The sequence below is a fragment of the Chromobacterium haemolyticum genome, from assembly GCF_002081825.1.
Classification (GTDB): domain Bacteria; phylum Pseudomonadota; class Gammaproteobacteria; order Burkholderiales; family Chromobacteriaceae; genus Chromobacterium; species Chromobacterium fluminis.
Genome location: NZ_MUKU01000046.1, coordinates 1 through 17,149, shown reverse-complemented (window position 1 = coordinate 17,149; position 17,149 = coordinate 1). Strand labels below are relative to the sequence as shown.

General features: G+C 63.5%; 19 protein-coding genes and 1 pseudogene. 13 read left to right on the top strand and 7 right to left on the bottom strand.

Going from position 1 to position 17,149, the window contains the following annotated elements:
• Positions 1 to 36: 36 nt before the first annotated feature.
• Genes B0T39_RS22225 through B0T39_RS22205 form a run of 5 tightly spaced genes read left to right on the top strand, consistent with a single transcriptional unit; the run spans position 37 to position 3,775 of the window.
• Positions 37 to 327, top strand: a complete 291-nt coding sequence (locus B0T39_RS22225; protein WP_081550598.1) for a helix-hairpin-helix domain-containing protein — start codon at positions 37 to 39, stop codon at positions 325 to 327.
• Positions 282 to 953: a paraquat-inducible protein A gene (locus tag B0T39_RS22220; RefSeq protein ID WP_081550596.1), complete on the top strand. Its 672-nt coding sequence runs from the start codon at positions 282 to 284 to the stop codon at positions 951 to 953. Before B0T39_RS22225 ends, B0T39_RS22220 begins: the two co-directional genes overlap by 46 nt.
• On the top strand, positions 935 to 1,567 hold the full coding sequence (locus tag B0T39_RS22215) for a paraquat-inducible protein A (RefSeq protein WP_081550594.1): 633 nt from the start codon (positions 935 to 937) through the stop codon (positions 1,565 to 1,567). The genes B0T39_RS22220 and B0T39_RS22215 overlap by 19 nt, the downstream gene beginning before the upstream one ends.
• Positions 1,557 to 3,185: a PqiB family protein gene (locus tag B0T39_RS22210; RefSeq protein ID WP_081550592.1), complete on the top strand. Its 1,629-nt coding sequence runs from the start codon at positions 1,557 to 1,559 to the stop codon at positions 3,183 to 3,185. Before B0T39_RS22215 ends, B0T39_RS22210 begins: the two co-directional genes overlap by 11 nt.
• The gene (locus B0T39_RS22205; RefSeq protein WP_081550590.1) at positions 3,182 to 3,775 is read left to right on the top strand and encodes a PqiC family protein; all 594 of its coding nucleotides are present in this window, start codon (positions 3,182 to 3,184) and stop codon (positions 3,773 to 3,775) included. Before B0T39_RS22210 ends, B0T39_RS22205 begins: the two co-directional genes overlap by 4 nt.
• Here B0T39_RS22205 and B0T39_RS22200 read toward each other — a convergent pair.
• On the bottom strand, positions 3,765 to 5,276 hold the full coding sequence (locus B0T39_RS22200) for an amidase (protein WP_081550588.1): 1,512 nt from the start codon (positions 5,274 to 5,276) through the stop codon (positions 3,765 to 3,767). The two genes, B0T39_RS22205 and B0T39_RS22200, sit on opposite strands and share 11 nt — an antisense overlap.
• A gap of 265 nt (positions 5,277 to 5,541) precedes the next feature.
• Between B0T39_RS22200 and B0T39_RS22195 the strand changes: the two genes are divergently transcribed.
• The 3 genes from B0T39_RS22195 (at position 5,542) to B0T39_RS22185 (ending at position 8,005) form a co-directional block, all read left to right on the top strand.
• Complete coding sequence (locus B0T39_RS22195; protein ID WP_081550586.1) at positions 5,542 to 6,270, top strand: pseudouridine synthase; 729 nt, start codon at positions 5,542 to 5,544, stop codon at positions 6,268 to 6,270.
• Positions 6,271 to 6,387: 117 nt separating this feature from the next.
• Positions 6,388 to 7,389: a hypothetical protein gene (locus tag B0T39_RS22190; protein ID WP_141111354.1), complete on the top strand. Its 1,002-nt coding sequence runs from the start codon at positions 6,388 to 6,390 to the stop codon at positions 7,387 to 7,389.
• A gap of 253 nt (positions 7,390 to 7,642) precedes the next feature.
• On the top strand, positions 7,643 to 8,005 hold the full coding sequence (locus B0T39_RS22185) for a hypothetical protein (RefSeq protein ID WP_081550582.1): 363 nt from the start codon (positions 7,643 to 7,645) through the stop codon (positions 8,003 to 8,005).
• 114 nt (positions 8,006 to 8,119) lie between these two features.
• Here the strand turns inward: B0T39_RS22185 and B0T39_RS22180 are convergent, their stop codons facing one another.
• The gene (locus B0T39_RS22180) at positions 8,120 to 9,385 is read right to left on the bottom strand and encodes an Hsp70 family protein (RefSeq protein WP_081550580.1); all 1,266 of its coding nucleotides are present in this window, start codon (positions 9,383 to 9,385) and stop codon (positions 8,120 to 8,122) included.
• Positions 9,386 to 9,599: 214 nt separating this feature from the next.
• Here B0T39_RS22180 and B0T39_RS26425 point away from each other — a divergent pair, with 214 nt between their 5' ends.
• The 3 genes from B0T39_RS26425 to B0T39_RS22165 all read left to right on the top strand — a co-directional run bounded on the left by B0T39_RS26425 (position 9,600) and on the right by B0T39_RS22165 (position 11,998).
• The gene (locus B0T39_RS26425; protein WP_081550578.1) at positions 9,600 to 10,268 is read left to right on the top strand and encodes an OmpA family protein; all 669 of its coding nucleotides are present in this window, start codon (positions 9,600 to 9,602) and stop codon (positions 10,266 to 10,268) included.
• A gap of 324 nt (positions 10,269 to 10,592) precedes the next feature.
• Entirely contained in the window at positions 10,593 to 11,660 is a 1,068-nt protein-coding gene (locus tag B0T39_RS22170; RefSeq protein WP_081550576.1) for a DNA-binding protein, read from the top strand.
• A gap of 101 nt (positions 11,661 to 11,761) precedes the next feature.
• Positions 11,762 to 11,998: a hypothetical protein gene (locus tag B0T39_RS22165; protein WP_081550574.1), complete on the top strand. Its 237-nt coding sequence runs from the start codon at positions 11,762 to 11,764 to the stop codon at positions 11,996 to 11,998.
• A gap of 112 nt (positions 11,999 to 12,110) precedes the next feature.
• On the opposite strand, the gene B0T39_RS22160 is transcribed toward B0T39_RS22165, so the two are convergent.
• From B0T39_RS22160 to B0T39_RS22140, 5 genes are all read right to left on the bottom strand, one after another.
• Positions 12,111 to 12,593, bottom strand: a complete 483-nt coding sequence (locus tag B0T39_RS22160; protein ID WP_081550572.1) for a GAF domain-containing protein — start codon at positions 12,591 to 12,593, stop codon at positions 12,111 to 12,113.
• Between the two features lie 107 nt (positions 12,594 to 12,700).
• Positions 12,701 to 13,441: an acetoacetyl-CoA reductase gene (gene phbB / locus B0T39_RS22155; RefSeq protein WP_081550570.1), complete on the bottom strand. Its 741-nt coding sequence runs from the start codon at positions 13,439 to 13,441 to the stop codon at positions 12,701 to 12,703.
• A 114-nt stretch (positions 13,442 to 13,555) separates the two neighbouring features.
• On the bottom strand, positions 13,556 to 14,431 hold the full coding sequence (rsgA, locus tag B0T39_RS22150; RefSeq protein ID WP_081550568.1) for a ribosome small subunit-dependent GTPase A: 876 nt from the start codon (positions 14,429 to 14,431) through the stop codon (positions 13,556 to 13,558).
• Positions 14,428 to 14,754, bottom strand: a complete 327-nt coding sequence (locus B0T39_RS22145; protein WP_081550566.1) for a 4a-hydroxytetrahydrobiopterin dehydratase — start codon at positions 14,752 to 14,754, stop codon at positions 14,428 to 14,430. Before B0T39_RS22145 ends, rsgA begins: the two co-directional genes overlap by 4 nt.
• Position 14,755: 1 nt before the next feature.
• A complete protein-coding gene (locus B0T39_RS22140) occupies positions 14,756 to 16,000 on the bottom strand; it encodes a M48 family metallopeptidase (RefSeq protein WP_081550564.1) in 1,245 nt (414 codons plus the stop codon).
• An 81-nt stretch (positions 16,001 to 16,081) separates the two neighbouring features.
• Between B0T39_RS22140 and orn the strand changes: the two genes are divergently transcribed.
• Together orn and B0T39_RS22130 are read left to right on the top strand one after the other, a co-directional pair.
• Entirely contained in the window at positions 16,082 to 16,627 is a 546-nt protein-coding gene (orn, locus tag B0T39_RS22135; RefSeq protein WP_019100145.1) for an oligoribonuclease, read from the top strand.
• 173 nt (positions 16,628 to 16,800) lie between these two features.
• Positions 16,801 to 17,149: pseudogene (locus B0T39_RS22130) on the top strand (transposase); the annotation flags it as partial.

The following is a 17,149-nucleotide window of genomic DNA, read 5'->3' as shown; positions in this document are numbered from 1 at the left end:
TATCATGCGGGATGTCCTGACCCTCGCCGAGAGTTTATGCATCCATCACGTTGTCCGCCCGCCGCGCGGGCGCGGCATTTGCGCGAGCTGCCCAATATCGGCTCCAGCCTGGCCGACGACCTGCGCCTGCTCGGCATTGAACAGCCGTCGCAGTTGCGCGGCGCGGAGCCTTTGCGGCTTTACCACCGTTTGTGCGAGCTGACCGGAACCCGGCAGGACCCGTGCGTGCTGGATACCTTGATGTCGGTGGTGCACTACATGGACACCGGCGAGGCGCGGCTATGGTGGAGCTTTACCGCCGAGCGCAAGGCGAGGGGCGGCTACTGATGTCGCGGCCGGATCCTGATTCCAAACTGACGGCCTGCCACGATTGCGACTTGCTGATGCGGGTGCCGTTGAGGGGCGAGGGGCGGGCCTGCTGCCCGCGCTGCGGCGCGCTGGTGCGCCGCTACGGCGCGCAGGGGCAGGACGTCGAACTGGCCTTGCTGCTGACCGGGGTGATCGCTTTTCTACTGGCCAACGTCTATCCGGTGGTGACGCTAGAGGCCGCCGGCGCGCGCAGCGCGGCCACCTTGTGGCAGACGGTGGTGGCGCTGGAGCGCCAGGGCATGCTGTCGGTGGCCATGCTGGTGATGTTCACCGGCATCGTGATGCCGTCGCTGGAGCTGGGCAGCATGCTGTATGTGCGGCTGCCGCTGGCCTTCGGCCATGTGCCGCGCGGCTTTCCCTGGCTGATGCGGCTGAAGATATTGACCCGTCCGTGGTGCATGGTGGAGGTGTTTCTGTTGGGTATCCTGGTGTCCTTGGTGAAGCTGGTCAGCCTGGCCACCGTCCATGTAGGCGTGGGCCTGATGGCCTTGTTCGCCTTGATCGTGCTGATGGCGGCCACCGCCAGTCGTTTCAATCCGGAAGATTTGTGGGAGCGTTATCAACAATGCCGGGCTACCGTGTGAAAACCGCCGCGCAGTCCGGTCTGTGGCTGTGCCACGGCTGCGGGCTGTTGTGCCGCGCCGGCGAAGGCGCTCAATCCTGCCCGCGCTGCCACGCCGCCTTGCACTCGCGCAAGCCGCACAGCCTGCAGCGCAGCTGGGCTCTGCTGTTGGCGGCGATGGTGGCCTATCTGCCCGCCAATCTGCTGCCTATCATGGAAACCTCCACCATTATGGGCATGCAGAACGACACCATCATGAGCGGGGTGGTGTATTTATGGAAATCCGGCTCCTGGCCGCTGGCGCTGGTGGTGTTCACCGCCAGCGTGCTGGTGCCTTTGTTGAAGATTCTGGCCTTGCTCTTATTGCTGGTGACGGTGCAGCTGGGTTCCGGCTGGGCGCCGCGGCAGCGCACGCGGCTGTATCGGGTGGTGGAGGTGATAGGCCCGTGGTCGATGTTGGATATTTACGTGGTGGCTCTGATGGTGGCGCTGGTGCAATGGCAATCGCTGGCGTCGATCAAGGCCGGACCGGGGGCAGTCGCCTTCGGCACGGTGGTGGTGCTGACCATGGTGGCGGCGATGAGTTTCGATCCCAGACTGATCTGGGATCAGGTAAAGGAAGACGATGAGCAGTGATCAACCCGAAAACCCGGCCGCAGCCGGCGAGGACTTGCCGGCGGCGGTGCCGGTGAAGCGGCGGCGCTGGTCGCCGTCGCTGGTGTGGCTGATACCCGTGGTGGCGGCGGTGATTGGCGGCTGGCTGGCGGTGAACGCGGTCTTGTCGCGCGGGCCCACCATCACCATCGCCTTCCAGAATGCGGAAGGCTTGGAGGCGGGCAAAACCCGGATCAAGTACAAGGACGTGGAGATCGGCGAGGTGAAGGCGGTGTCGGTGAGTCCGGATCGTCAATCCATCCTGGTGACCGCGGAGCTGAGCAAGAAGGTGGACGATTACCTGGTGGCGGATAGTCGCTTTTGGGTGGTTCGGCCGCGTATTTCCGGCGGCAGCGTGTCCGGCCTGGGTACGGTGCTGGGCGGCTCCTATATCGGCATGGACGTGGGCAAGAGCAAGGAGCGCCGCACCGAGTTCAAGGGCCTGGAAGTGCCGCCCATCATCAACGCGGACCTGCCGGGCAAGATGTTCGTGTTGCGTTCGGACAATCTGGGTTCGCTCAACGCCGGCTCGCCGGTGTATTTCCGCCGCGTGCCGGTGGGGCAGGTGGTGGGCTATGAACTGGACCCGGCCGGCAGCGCGGTGAAGTTGTCGGTCTTCGTCAACGCGCCCTACGATCACTTCGTTACCGTCAACAGCCGCTTCTGGCACGCCAGCGGCATTGACGTGGCCATCGGCGCCAACGGCCTGAGCGTCAATACCCAGTCATTGGCGGCGATCGCCTTGGGCGGCATCGCCTTCGAAACCCCGCTTAGCGACGGGCCGGACAAGGCGCCGGACGCCAAATACCTATTCCTGCTCAACGAAACCCGAGAGAAGGCGCTGCAAAACCGCGACCGGGAAACCCAGTCCTTCCGCTTGAAGTTCCGGCAGTCGGTGCGCGGCTTGACCGTGGGGGCGCCGGTGGATTTCCGCGGGATCACCTTTGGCGAGGTCACCGCCATCGGCATCGAATACGCGCCGGCGCGCAAGGACTTCGATATGACGGTGGACATCCGCACCTATCCCAGCCGGCTCAATACTCTGTCCGGCGACCACAGCCTGTCGGCCAAGATTTCCGTGGAATCGCTGGTGCGCAACGGCCTGCGCGCCCAACTGCGTTCCGGCAGCCTGATCACCGGCCAGCTTTACGTGGCGCTGGACTTCTTCCCCGAGGCCAAGCCGGCCAAGGTGTTGGTGCGCAACGGCATGACCGAGCTGCCGACGCTGCCGGGCGATCTGGAAGAGCTTCAGCGGGTGCTGCAGCGCATTGCGCGCCGTCTGGACAAGGTGCCGTTCGACAGCATAGGCGAGGAGCTGAACCAGTCGTTGAAATCGCTGCACCAGACGCTGGACGGCATGCGCAAGCTGTCCGAGAACATGGACGGCAAGGTGCTGCCGCAGGCGGTGAAAACGCTGGAGGATCTGCAAAAGACGTTGGAAAGCACGCGTCAGGCGATGCAGGCGGATTCGCCGCTGCAGCAGGACGTGCGCGCCGCCGCGCAAGAGGTGTCGGAAACCGCGCGCAGCTTCCGCGCGCTGGCCGATTACCTGGACCGCCATCCGGAAGCGTTGATACGTGGCAAGGGAGAGAAAAAATGAAGTCCATCGCGCTGAGCCTGATCATGCTGGCGCTGTTGAGCGCCTGCGCCTCGCCGCCCACCACCTTCCATCAATTGCGGCCGGCGCTGTCGACGGCGGCCGCGACCCCCGTGCTGGGCGTCAGCGTGATGGTGGGTCCGGCCTCGCTGCCGGCCGGGCTGGAGCGGCCCCAACTGGTGGTGGAAGACGCCGCCGGCAATGTCGAATTGCTGGATCTGCAACGCTGGGCGGGTCCGCTGGACCGCATGCTGACGCAAGCCGTGGCGGCGGATCTGTCCCGCTCGCTGGGTCTGTCCAGTATCTACGCCTATCCGCAACCGGGCATGGGCGGCGGGGACATCCGCTTATTGCTGGACGTGCGTCAGCTGCGCCTGCGTCCGGGGCGCGACGCCTCGCTGGAAGTGGCTTGGCAGGCGCTGCCGACGCAGGGGGACAAACGGCCGCTGGCCAGCGGTTATTTCCTGCAGAGCCAGCCTTTGGCGACGCAGGACGCCGCGGCGGCCGCGGCCGGCCTGCAGACGCTGGTGACCGAGCTGGGCCGCCGGCTGGCCAGCGAGCTGGGGCCGGCTCTGGCCGGCTTCAAGCGCTAGGCGGGGCCGGCGGACGCCGTTGCGCCCACGGTCTGGCCTGCTCCAACTGGCGCGCGAGCTGAAGCAGCGTGAGGTCGTCGCCGCAGCGCGCGACGAATTGCACGCCTATCGGCAGCCCGGCCTGGCTCCAGTGCAGCGGCACGCTCATTGCCGGCTGTCCGCTCATATTGAAGGGAATGGTCCAGCCCAGGTACTCCATCAGGCGGCGCGAGGTGGTCGGGATCAACTGGCCGAAGCGCAAGGTCCAGTCCCAGCCCAGCTTGCCCAGCATCCAGCGCGAGATCGCAGTTTCGGCCGCGCTGGGCCCGAGGCCGCCGACTAGGGCGGGCGGCTGATTCAGCGCAGGGGTCGCCAGCACGTCGTAGCGTTGATGGAAGGTTTCCATGATCCGGGCTTGCTCCCAGGCGAAACCGCGCGCCCAGGCCAGCTCGCCGGCGCTGAGGCGCTCGCCGTAGCGCGCCAGCGCCCAGCTGGCTGCCTCCAGTTGCTCGTGGCGCGCCGGCTTGCCGGTCTGGCGCTCAATGTCGCGCAGTAGTCCCGCCATCTCTCCGCAGATGATGGCCAGCATCGCGCGGTTGTACTCCTCAGGCGATGCCAGCGGCGGCGACGCTTCCTCCGCCTCGTGACCCAGATCGGCCAGCAAGGCCAGTGCGCCGTCCAGCGCGGCGGCGCAGTCCGGGTGCAGCGAGCCGCCCAGAATGGGACGCTTGCTCCAGGCGATGCGCAGCTTGCCGGGCTCGCGTTGGTGCGCGGCGAAGAAGCTTTGCTCCGGCGCAGGCCAGTAATAAGCCTCGCCGCCACGCGGGCCGCCGGCCAGCAGGTCCAGCATCGCCGCGCTGTCTCGCACGCTGCGCGTCAGCGCGTGCTGGCAGACCAGGCCTTGCCAGCCCTCGCTGTAGTCCGGGCCGGCCGGGCCGCGGCCGCGGGTGGGCTTGAGGCCGAACACGCCGCAGTTGGAGGCGGGGATGCGGATGGAGCCGCCGCCGTCGCCGCCGTGGGCGATGGGCACGATGCCGGCTGCCACCGCGGCCGCCGAGCCGCCGCTGGAGCCGCCCGGCGTGCGGGTCAGGTCCCAGGGGTTGCGACTGAGGCCGTAGACCTCGGATTCGGTGTAAGGGCTTAGGCCCAGTTCCGGGGTGGCGGTTTTGCCGATGAAGATCAGGCCGCCCTGGCGGTAACGCTGGATGATGTCGGCGTCGCGCGGAGCGATGTGGCCGTCGAACAGGCGGCTGCCGTTGCGGGTGGGCACGCCGGCGATGTCGGCCAGCAGGTCCTTGACCAATATCGGGCAGCCGGCAAGCGGGCCGGCGCCTTGCGCTTGATTCAACTGCGCTTGGGCTTGCTCAGGCAGCGGCAGGCAGACCGCGTTCAGCGCCGGATTCCATCGCTCCAGCCGGTCCTGGGCGGCGGCTACGGCTTCGCCGGCGCTGATCTGGCCGCCGGCGATGAGTTGGGTCAAGCCAATGCCGTCGTATTGTTCGTAGTCCTTGAAAATGCTCATGCGTGCCTCGGTGGCGGTCGGGAGTTTCGTTATATGCTAACGGTATCGTTGGCGGGATGCCAGGCGCGCGGCGTTTTTGGAGTGCGTCGCGGGCAAAGGCCGCATCCATGCATGGTCAGTCGAGGCGCTATCCCCTACAATACGGCCAAATGCAACAGCGGACTTGCCGGTGGTTGCGGGTTGCCCGGTTGCCTGTCTTGGATTGAAGAGGCGGGGCGGGCGCCGCAGCGGGCGCAAGCCGCTTTTTTTATTACGGAACGAAATGATGGAACCAGTGCGCCTGTCGAAACGCATGGCCGAGTTGGGTTTGTGCTCGCGCCGCGAGGCCGATAGTTATATCGAACAAGGGTGGGTGAAAGTGGACGGCGAGGTGGCCGTTCTCGGACAGAAAGTGCAGCCGCATAATCTGATCGAAGTGGATAAGAAGGCCCAGGACGCGCAGGCCTCGCGCGTCACCATCCTGTTGAACAAGCCCATGGGCTATGTGTCCGCCCAGGCTGAAGATGGCTACGAGCCGGCGGTGGTGCTGGTCAAGCCGGAGAACCAGTGGTCCGAGGACAAGAGCCGTCGCCGGTTTTCCCCGCAGCATCTGAAAGGGCTGGCGCCGGCCGGCCGCCTGGACATCGACTCGGTGGGCCTGCTGATCCTGACCCAAGACGGCCGAGTGGCGAAGCAGCTCATCGGCGAGAACTCCAGCGTGGACAAGGAGTACCTGGTGCGCGTGGAGGGAGAACTTTCCGACGAAGGTTTGCGTCTGCTCAATCATGGTTTGGAACTGGATGGTAAAAAATTGCTGCCTGCCACGGTGGCCTGGCAGAACGAGGACCAGTTGCGCTTTGTGCTGCGCGAAGGCAAGAAACGCCAGATTCGCCGCATGTGCGAGCTGGTGGGCTTGCGCGTGGTGGGTCTGAAGCGGATTCGCATCGGCAAGGTCAAGCTGGGCAATCTGCCCACTGGCCAATGGCGCTATCTGCGCGACGACGAATCATTTTAATCCGGCTGGACGGATGGCCGGCTGTTAGAACGTGTTGACGATCTCGCGAGCAAGGGCGAGACGGCGTGCTCGCCGCCTCGCGAAGCGGATCGTGAACAGGTTCCTAGAGGGGGACGCATGTTAGGGCGCTTGTTGCAAAGATGGGGGCTGGATGCTGAAAGCCGGCAGCAGCAGCGGGAGTTGACGCAGGCGATAGAGTGCCTGGTCGACGGCACGGACAAGCGCTTGCGCCTGGCTCCCGGCTATCTGGAAGCGCTGGCGCCGGGCATGCGCGTCACCCAGGCTTATTTGTCCGAGTTGCCAAACCGAATGCCGGAGCCGCTGGAACTATCCTTGCGCGGCTTTGCGCGGGACCCGCGGCTGGGTTTGCTGTTTTCCGGGCCGGCCAGCTTGCTGTCCTGTCTGAGGCAGAGCGAGCCCCTGCGCAACTTTTTCTTGTCCGCCAGCCAGGGCGACGAGGCTTGGGCTTTGCTGTCGATGGCGCGCAGCGAAACCGGCCGCCTGGGCGTGGCGATGGAAGGCGGGGAGGTGCGGCGCGAGGTGCCGCAGCAGGTGGTGAGCTTTGACGGCCATCGGCTGGCGATGCCTTGCGCGTCGCGCGAGCTGCTGCGTGAAAGCAGCGCGCGGCGCAGCGAGGAGATGCTGACCACGGTGATTGCGCGGCGCTTGAGCCTGCTGGAGCAGCTGCGCCAGACGCTGGACAACGAGATGTCGCGGCTGCAGTTGCGTATGAGCGTGCTGCGTTGCGAGGCCGGCACCGTGGTGGATGGGTCCTCGGACGGCTCGCCTTTGCCCGACACCTGCGAAGGAGTGCAACGACGCATGGACGAGATCGAGCCGCAGTTGCGCGAGGCGCGCGACGCGCTGAGTCTTGAGGGCCTGTTGGAAACCGTGCGCCACGTGTTGGAGCATCCTGCCGATTATTTCCGGCTGGAATGGCGGACCTTGTACTTGAATCGCATGGGGGTGAAGCAGGATGCGCCCGGCGAGGACGCCACCGAGCTGGAGTTCGAGGAGCTGGTGTTGGGGCAGGCCCAGCCTTTGCGTCGGGCCTTGATGCCGGTGCGGGTGACGCGTCAGGCCTTGGCGGAACTGGAGCGGGAATTCGGCAGCGACTGAAACGGGTTCCTGCTCCGTGAAAGCGGGCTGTGCAAAGCCGAAACAAGGGCTATGCTGGAACTGTAGAGTCGCTTTCGATCAGCCTTCAGGGCGGCTGATTGAGTCTGCCCCGGCACCAGGCCGGGGTTTTTTTGTGCCGGCCGCATCGCGTTGGGATATTTTGCGGCTGGAGCGCGCGAAACGCCCGTCAGGGCTTGCTTTGTGCTATCCTTGCGCCCCTCTTCAGCAACGACCGTGACCCGTCACTCAAGCCATGAAAGATCCTTGCGATCACTACACCTTCGATCTGATTGGCGGCGTCCGCAAAAAGCCGGGGCGCAAGCCCTTGGGCGAGCGCGCGATGACGGTGGCCGAGCGCAAGCGCCGCAGCCGCGAATTGCGCCGCAGTCGTCTGCAGGAGTTGTCGGTGACGGTGGAATTGAGCCGCGACGCGCAGAAGTCCCTGGACAAGATGATAGAGTGGTGGGGCGTCAGCAAGAAGGAGGCGATCAATCGCGCGCTGATGATAGCCTGTCAATCGCAAACCGGGCGCACCGCGCAACTGTTCGAATTCGAGCTGCCGCCGGAGTCGCGGCGCAGGGGTAAGAAAGCGGCGGGCGGCAAGCCCGAGGCTTGAGACGGAACGGACAGGCGAAAGGCCGGGCAATTTGCCCGGCCTTTTTCTATTGAGGGGTGGGTGTTGGCGTCTGTTTACGATTTTGCCCTTGCGCGCGAGATCGTAAACAGATTCTTAGCCGTAGCGTTTGGCCGCCTCGATCGCCAGGCCGCTGCCGATGCTGCCGAACAGGTCGCCTTCTATGTGACGGGCTTGGGGCAGCAGGTGCTTGATGCTGTCGCGCAGCGCCGGCACGCCGCTGGAGCCGCCGGTGAAGAAGACCGTGTCGATGTCGCCGGCCTGGGTGCAGGCGTCCGCCATTAATTGCCGCACGGTGGCGCCGATCTGGCCCAGCATTGTGTTGATACTGTGGTTGAACTGGTCGCGACTCAACTCGCAGCGCAGACCTGCTTCTATGTGGCCGAGGTCCAACTGGTGCAAGGCCTCGTCCGACAGCGCGATCTTGGCGGTTTCCACCTGCATCGCCAGCCGGTGGCCGGCTCGGTCCTGGATCAGGCGGAACAGTCGGTCCAGAACCTGAGGTTGCGCCGCGTCGCGATGCACATCTTGCAGGTCCATCCAGGCCTTGCGGGTGTAGGCGAAATTGATGGTGTGCCAGGTGGCCAGGTTGAAATATTGGCTGGACGGCATCTCCGCGTTGTTGCGCAACCGGCTTTTGAAGCCGAACAGGGGCATGACGCCGTGCAGGCTTAATTGTTTGTCGAAGTCCGTGCCGCCAATATGTACGCCACCGGTGGCGAGGATGTCGTCGCGGCGCTCGTCCAGGCGGTGGCGCTCGGGCGCCAGCCGGATCAGGGTGAAGTCCGAGGTGCCGCCGCCGATGTCGACGATCAGCACCAGCTCTTCGCGGTCCAGCCGGGCTTCGTAGTCGAAGGCGGCTGCGATGGGTTCGAACTGGAAGGACACGTCTTTGAAACCGACCTGGCGCGCAATCTCGCCCAGCGTGGACTCCGCTTCGGCGTCGGCCTTGGGGTTGTCGTCGACAAAGTGCACCGGTCGGCCCAGCACCACTTGTTCGAACGGGCGGTCGGCGGCGCGGTCGGCGCGCAGTTTCAGTTCCTGGATGAACAGGCTGAGCAGGTGGCGGAAGGGTAGGGCCTTGCCTTGCACTTCGGTCTGGCTGTCGATCAGCTTGGAGCCCAGCAGGCTTTTCAGCGAACGCATCAGCCGGCCTTCGTAGCCTTCCATGTATTCCTGCAGCGCCAGCCGGCCGAACACGGAATGATCCTCCTCGTAGTTGAAGAAAACCACCGAGGGCAAGGTAATCTTGCCGTCCTCCAGCGTCAGTAGAGTGGCTTGGTTCGGGCGCAGCCACCCCACGGTGGAGTTGGATGTGCCAAAGTCAATGCCGCAGGCGCGGGCCGTAGTCTGCGTGTTCATATTCCCTCCCGTAAAGCGAGGCGCGATGGTACGCGGATTGACGCGGCAAGGGAAGGCTTTAGCTGTCGAATCAAGCGTTTTGTCTCGCGGGCGTGGCCAATTGCGCCTGTCTTTTGGCCGGGTGGCGCAGTGGCCGCGACGCAATGGGTATATGCTGAAAGCGGGTCCCGCAGGAGCTGGGGCGGGTAATGGACTGAATGGAAAGGATCCAGGCATGAATAAACTGATCGCGATGTTTGTTGCATTGGCGCTGGGGAGCGGCGGCCTGTCCGGCTGCGCGAACATGTCCGAAACACAGAAAGACACCGGTACGGGCGCGGCGATTGGGGCTGTGGCCGGCGCGGTGCTGGGCGGCCTGACTGCGGGCGGCAATCCGGGTCGCAGCGCGGCCACCGGCGCCGCCTTGGGGGCGGCGCTGGGCGCCGGCGGCGGATATTTGTGGTCCAAGCACATGCAGGATCAGAAGGCCGCGATGGAGCAGGCGACCAAGGGTTCCGGCGTTAGCGTTAGCCAGACCGCAGACAATCAGCTGAAGCTGGACATTCCCAGCGATGTGTCTTTCGACGTGGGCCGTTACGATATCAAGCCCAATTTGCGGCCGATTCTCGATCGTTTCGCGGCCACCTTGAATCAGAATCCGGTGACCACGGTGAAGATTGTTGGCCATACTGACAATACCGGCTCCAACGCGGTCAACGATCCGCTGTCGTTGAACCGCGCCCGCGCAACGCGCGACTATCTGACTGCGCGCGGCGTGGCCGAGGGGCGGATCAGCATCGCCGGCCGCGGGTCGCATGAGCCGGTGGCCAGCAACGCCAGCGCCGCGGGGCGAGCGAAAAACCGGCGTGTGGAAATCTTCGTGGGCGAAGCCGCACGCGGCTAAGAACCTGTTTACGATCTCGCGAGCTAAAGCGAGACAAGGCGTTGCGGCTGAGAAAATGGAATGTGCACAGGGTACATGAGTATTTCGAAGCAGTGCTCGCCGTGTCACGTTTCACGACGCGCAGCAGATCGTAAACAGGTTCTAAGGCGGGAGAGTTGGCAGGAGGGGCGGGCGTCGCAGCGACGCGCCGCTCTTTTCTTTCGCCGGTTCTTGCTGCGCAGGGCGCCTGAGCTAGGTTTGTTAAATTTTAAATGTAATGCGTAATATATTTTAAAGTGTCGCTTTGCTAAAATGTCGGTCACGACAAAATGAGCATTTTCAGGCATGGCGACAGACATTTATTCGCGTATCCGGCAAGCGGCGTTTGAGCTGGTGGGCGAAGGCGTATGGCCGACGGTGCTGGAGGTTCGGGCCAGAATCGGCGCGGGCTCCAACACGACGATCAATAACACCTTGAAGGAATGGCGACAGGAATTTTTGTCGCGGGTGGCGATCTCGTCGCGGCGGCCGGATTGGCCGGCCGGCCTGGCCGAAGCTTTCGAGCAAGTATGGCAGCGGGCCTGCGACGAAGCGGACGGGCGGCTGGAGTCTTTGCGTCAGGACGCGGAAACCGCGGTGGCGCAGGCCGCGGCGGAGACTCGAGACCTAAAGGACAGCTTGGCTGCGCGTCAGGCCGAACTGCAGTCCGCCTTGCGCGAGCTAGAGTTGCGCGCCGCGCGGCTGGCGGATTTGGATGGGCGCTTGCAGGGAGAGGAAACCCGGCGCCAGATGTTGGAGCGGGCGGGGCTGGAGCAGGAGGCGAGGCTGGAGCAGCTCCGGAAGGAAATGGCGGAGGTTCGGCGTCAGGCTGAGCAGCGCCAGCAGGAGCTGGAGGAGCGCGCGGAGCTGAAGGTGCAGGAGGCGCGCGAAGAAGCCGCCAGGCGCGAGTCCCTGGCTTATGAGCGTCTGGAAGGCTTGCGGCTGCGGCTTTATGAGCAAATGGAAGAAGAACGCCGGGCCATGCAGCAGGCGCAAGCGCGCCAGGAGGAGGCTTTGCAACAAAGCCGACGCGAGCGGACGCGGCTGGAGGGAGAGTGGCGCGACCGCCTGGCTGAGCGTGAACGAGACCACGGCAGGCTGGAGGCGAGACTGGAGTGGTTGGAAGGGCGCAACGCGGCTTTGGAGCAGGACGCGTTGCGGCAGGCAGTGCAATTGGAGCAGACTTCGGCGCGCCTGCTGGACATGGCCAGCGAGAACAGCCGGCTGGCCGGAGAGATGAATCTGGGCGCCGAGCGCCAACTGGCGCGACTGGTGGAGCTTCTGGCCGTCTCGCGTCAGGAGCTGTTGACGCTGGACGAAGCCGGCTTGCGCGAGTGGCTGGGGCGGCAACTGCAACTGCCCTTATTGGGCTAAGCGCGCTCCGGGCGCGTGTTTCTACTAAGTGCTTGCCACGATGTCGCTTGCCGCGAGCTTTGTTAGTTTGTCGAGATAGGATTGTCTTTATTGGAGGCAATATGACTTTCGGCGAATACTACCGCGCCCCGGCGCTGATCTCCTTGCTGGCCTTGTTCGTGTGGTGTGGTTTGTGCTGGGCGGACGGCGGTTCTTTCTGGCAGGGCTTGCTGGTCATGGTTGCGGGCAAGAATCTGTCCATTCTGTCCGGCCTGGCCGTGTTCTGGATTTTGGAGCTGGCGGGGCGAGTTTGGTCGCGCTCTCGAGAGGGGCGCGATTCAATGCGTTTGCAGCTGTAGCCGGCTGAGCCGGCCTGGTCATGAAAACAGCGCGCCGGTAGGCGCGCTTTTTCATGGTCGCGAAGAGTTTCAGCGCCGCAACGCTGAAGCGCGGCCGGTATTGAACAGGCTTTTAAAACAGATGGACGAGCCCCTCCGCAACGCGTTCCAGGTATTCGGCGTCCACCGCGTCGAAGCTGGCTAGTTCGCTGGAGTCCACGTCCAGCACCGCGACCACCTCGCCGTCGGCGTTGCGGACCGGCACTACGATTTCCGAGCGCGCGCTGGACGAGCAGGCGATATGGCCGGGGAAGGCGTCGACATCTTCCACCACCAGTGTTTTGCCGGCCTGCCAGGCGCTGCCGCACACGCCTTTGCCGAAGGGGATGCGGGTGCAGGCGATTGGTCCCTGAAAGGGGCCTAGCACCAATTGCTTGTCCTTGACCAGATAAAAGCCGGTCCACAGCCAATCAAAGCTGCTGTGCAAGGCGGCGCAGAGATTGGCCAGCGCGGCGATTTGGTCCGTCTCGGATTCAATCAGCGCCAGCGCCTGCGGCAATAGGGTTTGGTAGCGCTCTTGTTTGTCGGCGCCGTGGATGATCAGATGTTCTGCCATGGGGTATGGTCGGGGTGTGGCTTGGGAAGGCGATAGCATACACAGCGGACGGACAAAAAGAAAACGCCGCCCTGCGGGGTGGCGTCGCGTAGCGGGCAGAGGCCCGGTTACATCATGTGCTGACCGCCATTCATCGCCACGTTGGCGCCGGTGATGAAGCCCGCCTGCTCAGAGGCGAGGTAGGTCACCAAGGCGGCGATTTCCTCGGGCTTGCCCAGGCGGCCCACCGGAATCTGGGCGATGATCTTGTTGCGGACGTCTTCCGCCACCGCCATCACCATGTCGGTGGCGATGTAGCCGGGAGAAATGGTGTTGACGGTCACGCCCTTGCGCGCCACTTCCTGCGCCAGGGCCATGGTGAAGCCGTGCATGCCGGCTTTGGCCGCGGAGTAGTTGGTCTGGCCGAACTGCCCCTTCTGGCCGTTGATCGACGAAATGTTGATGATGCGGCCGAAGCCGCGGTCGCCCATGCCGTCCACCACCGGCTTGGTCATATTGAACAGCGAATCCAGATTGGTGCGCAGCACCGCGTCCCAGTCTTCCTTGGTCTGCTTCTTGAAGCTGCAGTCGCGAGTGATGCCGGCGTTGTTGACCAGCACGTCGATCGGCCCCAGGTCTTTGGCCACCTTTTCGGCCAGTTCCTTGCAGGCTGCGGTGTCGGTGACATCGCACTGATAGGCGTGGATATCCTTTAGTCCCAGACCCTTCATGTCGGCGAGCCAGGCTTGCTCGCGGCCGGGCTTGCTGTAGGTGGTGACTACGATGTGACCGCTTTCAACCAGGGCTTTGCAGATGGCAGTGCCAATACCGCCCATGCCGCCGGTTACGAGTGCGATTCGCTTAGTCATAGTGCTGGCTCCTTATTAGCTGTCTGTCTGGATATGCTTATGCGATACGACTTTCAGTTTTTTAGGATAAGTGAATTACCCGTGTATGTGAATGGAAAGTACGCACTCCTTTCGTTACGGCCTGGACGGTGAAAGTTCATCCGTTAGACGTTGCAGCAAACCTAGCCGAAACTTAGTGATGGCGCCGGATTCACATGCGGTCATGATGGCACAGTTCGGTTCCACGCGGTGCGAACAATTGTGGAAGCGGCATTGGCCAATCAGCGGGCGCATTTCCGGGAAGTAACGGGTCAGTTCCGCAGCCTTCAAATGCTTGAGGCCAAACTCTTGCAAGCCGGGGGAGTCGATCAGGTGGCTGTCCGGGTTCAGGTGGTAGAGCGTGGCGTGGGTGGTGGTGTGGCGGCCGGAGTCCAAGGCGGTGGAGATGTCGCCGATGCGGGCGTTGGCGTCCGGCAGCAGTGCATTGGTCAGCGTGGATTTGCCCATGCCGGACTGGCCGACGAAGACGCTGGTCTGGCCTTGCAGCAGCGGCAGCAATGGCGCGACGTCCTGCTTGGCGGACAGGGTGATCACCTGGTAGCCCAGGCGCCGGTACAAGTCCAGTTTGAGCAGCAAGCCCGCGGTTTCCGGCAAGTCTGCCTTGTTGACCACGATGACGGGGTCGATGTCGCCTGCTTCCGCCGCGATCAGGCAGCGGCCCAGCAATTCCTCGTTGGGGCTGGGCACGGCGGCGATCACGAACAGAATGCGGGTCACATTGGCGGCAATGACCTTGGTTTTCCAGTCGTCCTGGCGGTAGAGCAGGCTGCGGCGCTCCTGCGAGCGCTCGATGACGGCCTGTTCCTTGTTTTGCACCAGGATGTCCACCCAGTCGCCGCAGGCGAAGTCGACGCGCTTGCCGCGGGTGGTGCAATCGTAAACCTGGCCGTCGGATTCGACGATGAAGCGGCGGCCGTGGCTGCGGATGATTTGTCCGGTCTGACCTGTCATGGGCGAGCCAGCAGCGCTTCGGTCTTGGCCGCGCAGATGAAGTCGTTCAGCGTCAGGCCGCCGGCGTCGTGGGTGCTGAAATTGACGACGACGCGGTTGTAATGCACGGACAGGTCCGGGTGGTGGTCTTCGCGGTGGGCGATCCAGGCCAGCGCGTTGACGAAGGCCATGGTGTCGTGGAAGTCGGCGAAGGGGAAGGTCTTGGTCAGTTCGATGCCGCGGATGTTCCAGCCGGGCAGCGAGCCCATCAATTGATTGACGGTGCTGGCGGCCAGCGGGCTGGCGCCGTGTTGGGCTTCGCAAGACAGTTCGAGCAGGTTCATGTCAGCGGTTTCCTTGTAGATGGTTGATGCGCAGCGCCGCGGGCGGGTGCGAGTCGTAAAAAGCGGAGTGAAGCGGATCCGGCGTCAGCGTGGATGCGTTGTCGCGATAGAGCTTGACTAGGGCCGACACCAGTTTGCCGGCGTCGGTCTCGCTGGCGGCGAACTCGTCGGCCTCATATTCGTGGCGGCGCGACAGGCTGCTGGACAGTGGCGTGAACGGGAAGGTGAAGGCCGGCACCGCGGTGAAGAACAGGATTAGCGCCATCGCGGTGCTGGGCGTGTCAACGCCCAGGCCGGCGTAGAACCACGGCGCATCCAGCAACTGGCCCAAGAGGAACAGGAAGCCCAAAGACAGCGCGAAGGCCAGCGCGATGCGTTTGGCGATGTGGCGGCGTTTGAAGTGGCCCAGCTCATGCGCCAGCACCGCCTCGATCTCGGCGTGGTCCAGCTGTCCCAGCAGGGTGTCGAAAAACACGATGCGTTTGCCGGCGCCAAAGCCGGTGAAATAGGCGTTGCCGTGGCTGGAACGGCGGGAGCCGTCCATCACGAACACGCCCTGGCTTTTGAAGCCGGCGCGTTGCAGCAGCGCTTCGATGCGGGCCTTGAGATCCAAATCTTCCAGCGCGACGAATTTATTGAACAGCGGGGCGATCAGCGTTGGGTAGAGCGCTACCATCAGTAGTTGGAAGCTGGTCCAGACCAGCCACACCCACAGCCACCACAGCGGACCGGAGATGTCCATCAACCACAGAACCAGCGCCACCAGCGGCAAGCCGATGACGGCGCCTAGCAGCAGACCCTTGATCTGGTCGATGATGAACAGCCTGGGCGTGGTTTTGTTGAAGCCGAAGCGGGCCTCGATGCCGAAAGTGGAGTACAGGCTGAGCGGAAAACTGACGCAGCCGGTCAGCGCCGCCACGCCCACGATCAGCAGCAGGCCGGACAGCAGCGGCGAGGCGCTGGCGCCGGCGGCGATGCCGGCCAGCCATTGCAGCGCGCCGCCAAAGGTCAGCGCCAGGATCACCAGGCTGTCCAATAAGGCGGAAAACAGGCCGAAGCGAGTTTTGGCGATGCAATAATCGGCGGCCAACTGATGTTGTTGCAAGGTGATGGCGTCGCGGAAAGCCGCGGGCACTTCCGCGCGGTGGCGGGCGATGTGGCGGGCATGACGCCAGCCTAGCCAGAGCTTTAGCGCGAGGGTGGCCGCCAGCGCGGCCAGGAAGAGAGAGCTGAATGCCTCGGTCATCGGAGTCCGTTATCTGCTGTCAGGTTTGCCGCCAGCGCGGCAATGAAGGAAAATGGCAGGGTTTTGCAAAGATTGGCAAGTATGACACAAGATCAAATGAACCTCATCTGGCTCGACATGGAAATGACGGGCCTGAATCCTGAGACCGACCGCATCATCGAAGTGGCGATGATCGTTACCGACAGCCAACTGAACGTGGTGGCGGAATCGCCTGTGCTGGTGATCCACCAGCCCGACGAAGTGTTGGACGGCATGGACGACTGGAACAAGAACACCCACGGCAAAAGCGGCCTGATCGAGAAGGTCAAGGCCTCCACCTTGGGCGAAGCCGAGGCCGAGCAGATGCTGCTGGACTTCATGGCTCAGTACGTGCCGCCGCGGATCACGCCGATGTGCGGCAACACCATTCATCAGGACCGGCGCTTCATGGTGCGCTGGATGCCCAAGCTGGAGGAGTATTTCCACTATCGCAACCTGGACGTGTCTACGCTGAAAGAGTTGTGCAAGCGCTGGAAGCCGGAAGTGGCGCGCGGCGTGGTCAAGCGCGGCAAACACGAGGCGCTGGCGGACATTCTGGAGTCCATCGAGGAGTTGCGTTACTACCGCGAGCATTTCCTCAAGCTGTAAGAACCTGTTTACGATCTGCTGCGCGTCGTGGAGCGTTACACGGTGAGTGCGCCATGTACCACGTGTACATTCCGCTTTCTCAGCCGCAACGCCTTGTCTCGCCTTAGCTCGCGAGATCGTAAACAGGCTCTAAGAGCCTGTTCACGATCTTTTCGTCCTGAGATAATTGCCGAATGCGAAGAAGCCATTATCCAAGCGACGTAAGTCGTGAACAGTTCGAACAGATCAGACCGCTATTGGAAAGCGTACGCAAGAAAACCAAGCCCAGGACAGTGGACCTGTTCGAGGTCTGGTGTGCGGTGCTCTATTTGCTCAAGAGTGGCTGCCAATGGCGAATGTTGCCCAGTGAGTTTCCCAAGTGGCGAACGGTGCATGCCTACTTTAGTCGCTGGAGCGAGCCCGGCCAGGATGGTGTCAGCATCTTGGAGCGGGCCCTCAAAAAATCTGGTTGGAGAGGCCCGTATCAGACTGGGGCGCAAATCCTCGACCAGCTTTTTGATCGTGGACGCACAAAGCGTGAAG

Bases quoted from the DNA above. Each gene is read 5' to 3' on its own strand.
- B0T39_RS22225 (WP_081550598.1), top strand. From the start codon at position 37: ATGCATCCATCACGTTGTCCGCCCGCCGCGCGGGCGCGGCATTTGCGC.
- B0T39_RS22220 (WP_081550596.1), top strand. From the start codon at position 282: ATGGTGGAGCTTTACCGCCGAGCGCAAGGCGAGGGGCGGCTACTGATG.
- B0T39_RS22215 (WP_081550594.1), top strand. From the start codon at position 935: ATGCCGGGCTACCGTGTGAAAACCGCCGCGCAGTCCGGTCTGTGGCTG.
- B0T39_RS22210 (WP_081550592.1), top strand. From the start codon at position 1,557: ATGAGCAGTGATCAACCCGAAAACCCGGCCGCAGCCGGCGAGGACTTG.
- B0T39_RS22205 (WP_081550590.1), top strand. From the start codon at position 3,182: ATGAAGTCCATCGCGCTGAGCCTGATCATGCTGGCGCTGTTGAGCGCC.
- B0T39_RS22200 (WP_081550588.1), bottom strand. From the start codon at position 5,276: ATGAGCATTTTCAAGGACTACGAACAATACGACGGCATTGGCTTGACC.
- B0T39_RS22195 (WP_081550586.1), top strand. From the start codon at position 5,542: ATGGAACCAGTGCGCCTGTCGAAACGCATGGCCGAGTTGGGTTTGTGC.
- B0T39_RS22190 (WP_141111354.1), top strand. From the start codon at position 6,388: ATGTTAGGGCGCTTGTTGCAAAGATGGGGGCTGGATGCTGAAAGCCGG.
- B0T39_RS22185 (WP_081550582.1), top strand. From the start codon at position 7,643: ATGAAAGATCCTTGCGATCACTACACCTTCGATCTGATTGGCGGCGTC.
- B0T39_RS22180 (WP_081550580.1), bottom strand. From the start codon at position 9,385: ATGAACACGCAGACTACGGCCCGCGCCTGCGGCATTGACTTTGGCACA.
- B0T39_RS26425 (WP_081550578.1), top strand. From the start codon at position 9,600: ATGAATAAACTGATCGCGATGTTTGTTGCATTGGCGCTGGGGAGCGGC.
- B0T39_RS22170 (WP_081550576.1), top strand. From the start codon at position 10,593: ATGGCGACAGACATTTATTCGCGTATCCGGCAAGCGGCGTTTGAGCTG.
- B0T39_RS22165 (WP_081550574.1), top strand. From the start codon at position 11,762: ATGACTTTCGGCGAATACTACCGCGCCCCGGCGCTGATCTCCTTGCTG.
- B0T39_RS22160 (WP_081550572.1), bottom strand. From the start codon at position 12,593: ATGGCAGAACATCTGATCATCCACGGCGCCGACAAACAAGAGCGCTAC.
- phbB (WP_081550570.1), bottom strand. From the start codon at position 13,441: ATGACTAAGCGAATCGCACTCGTAACCGGCGGCATGGGCGGTATTGGC.
- rsgA (WP_081550568.1), bottom strand. From the start codon at position 14,431: ATGACAGGTCAGACCGGACAAATCATCCGCAGCCACGGCCGCCGCTTC.
- B0T39_RS22145 (WP_081550566.1), bottom strand. From the start codon at position 14,754: ATGAACCTGCTCGAACTGTCTTGCGAAGCCCAACACGGCGCCAGCCCG.
- B0T39_RS22140 (WP_081550564.1), bottom strand. From the start codon at position 16,000: ATGACCGAGGCATTCAGCTCTCTCTTCCTGGCCGCGCTGGCGGCCACC.
- orn (WP_019100145.1), top strand. From the start codon at position 16,082: ATGACACAAGATCAAATGAACCTCATCTGGCTCGACATGGAAATGACG.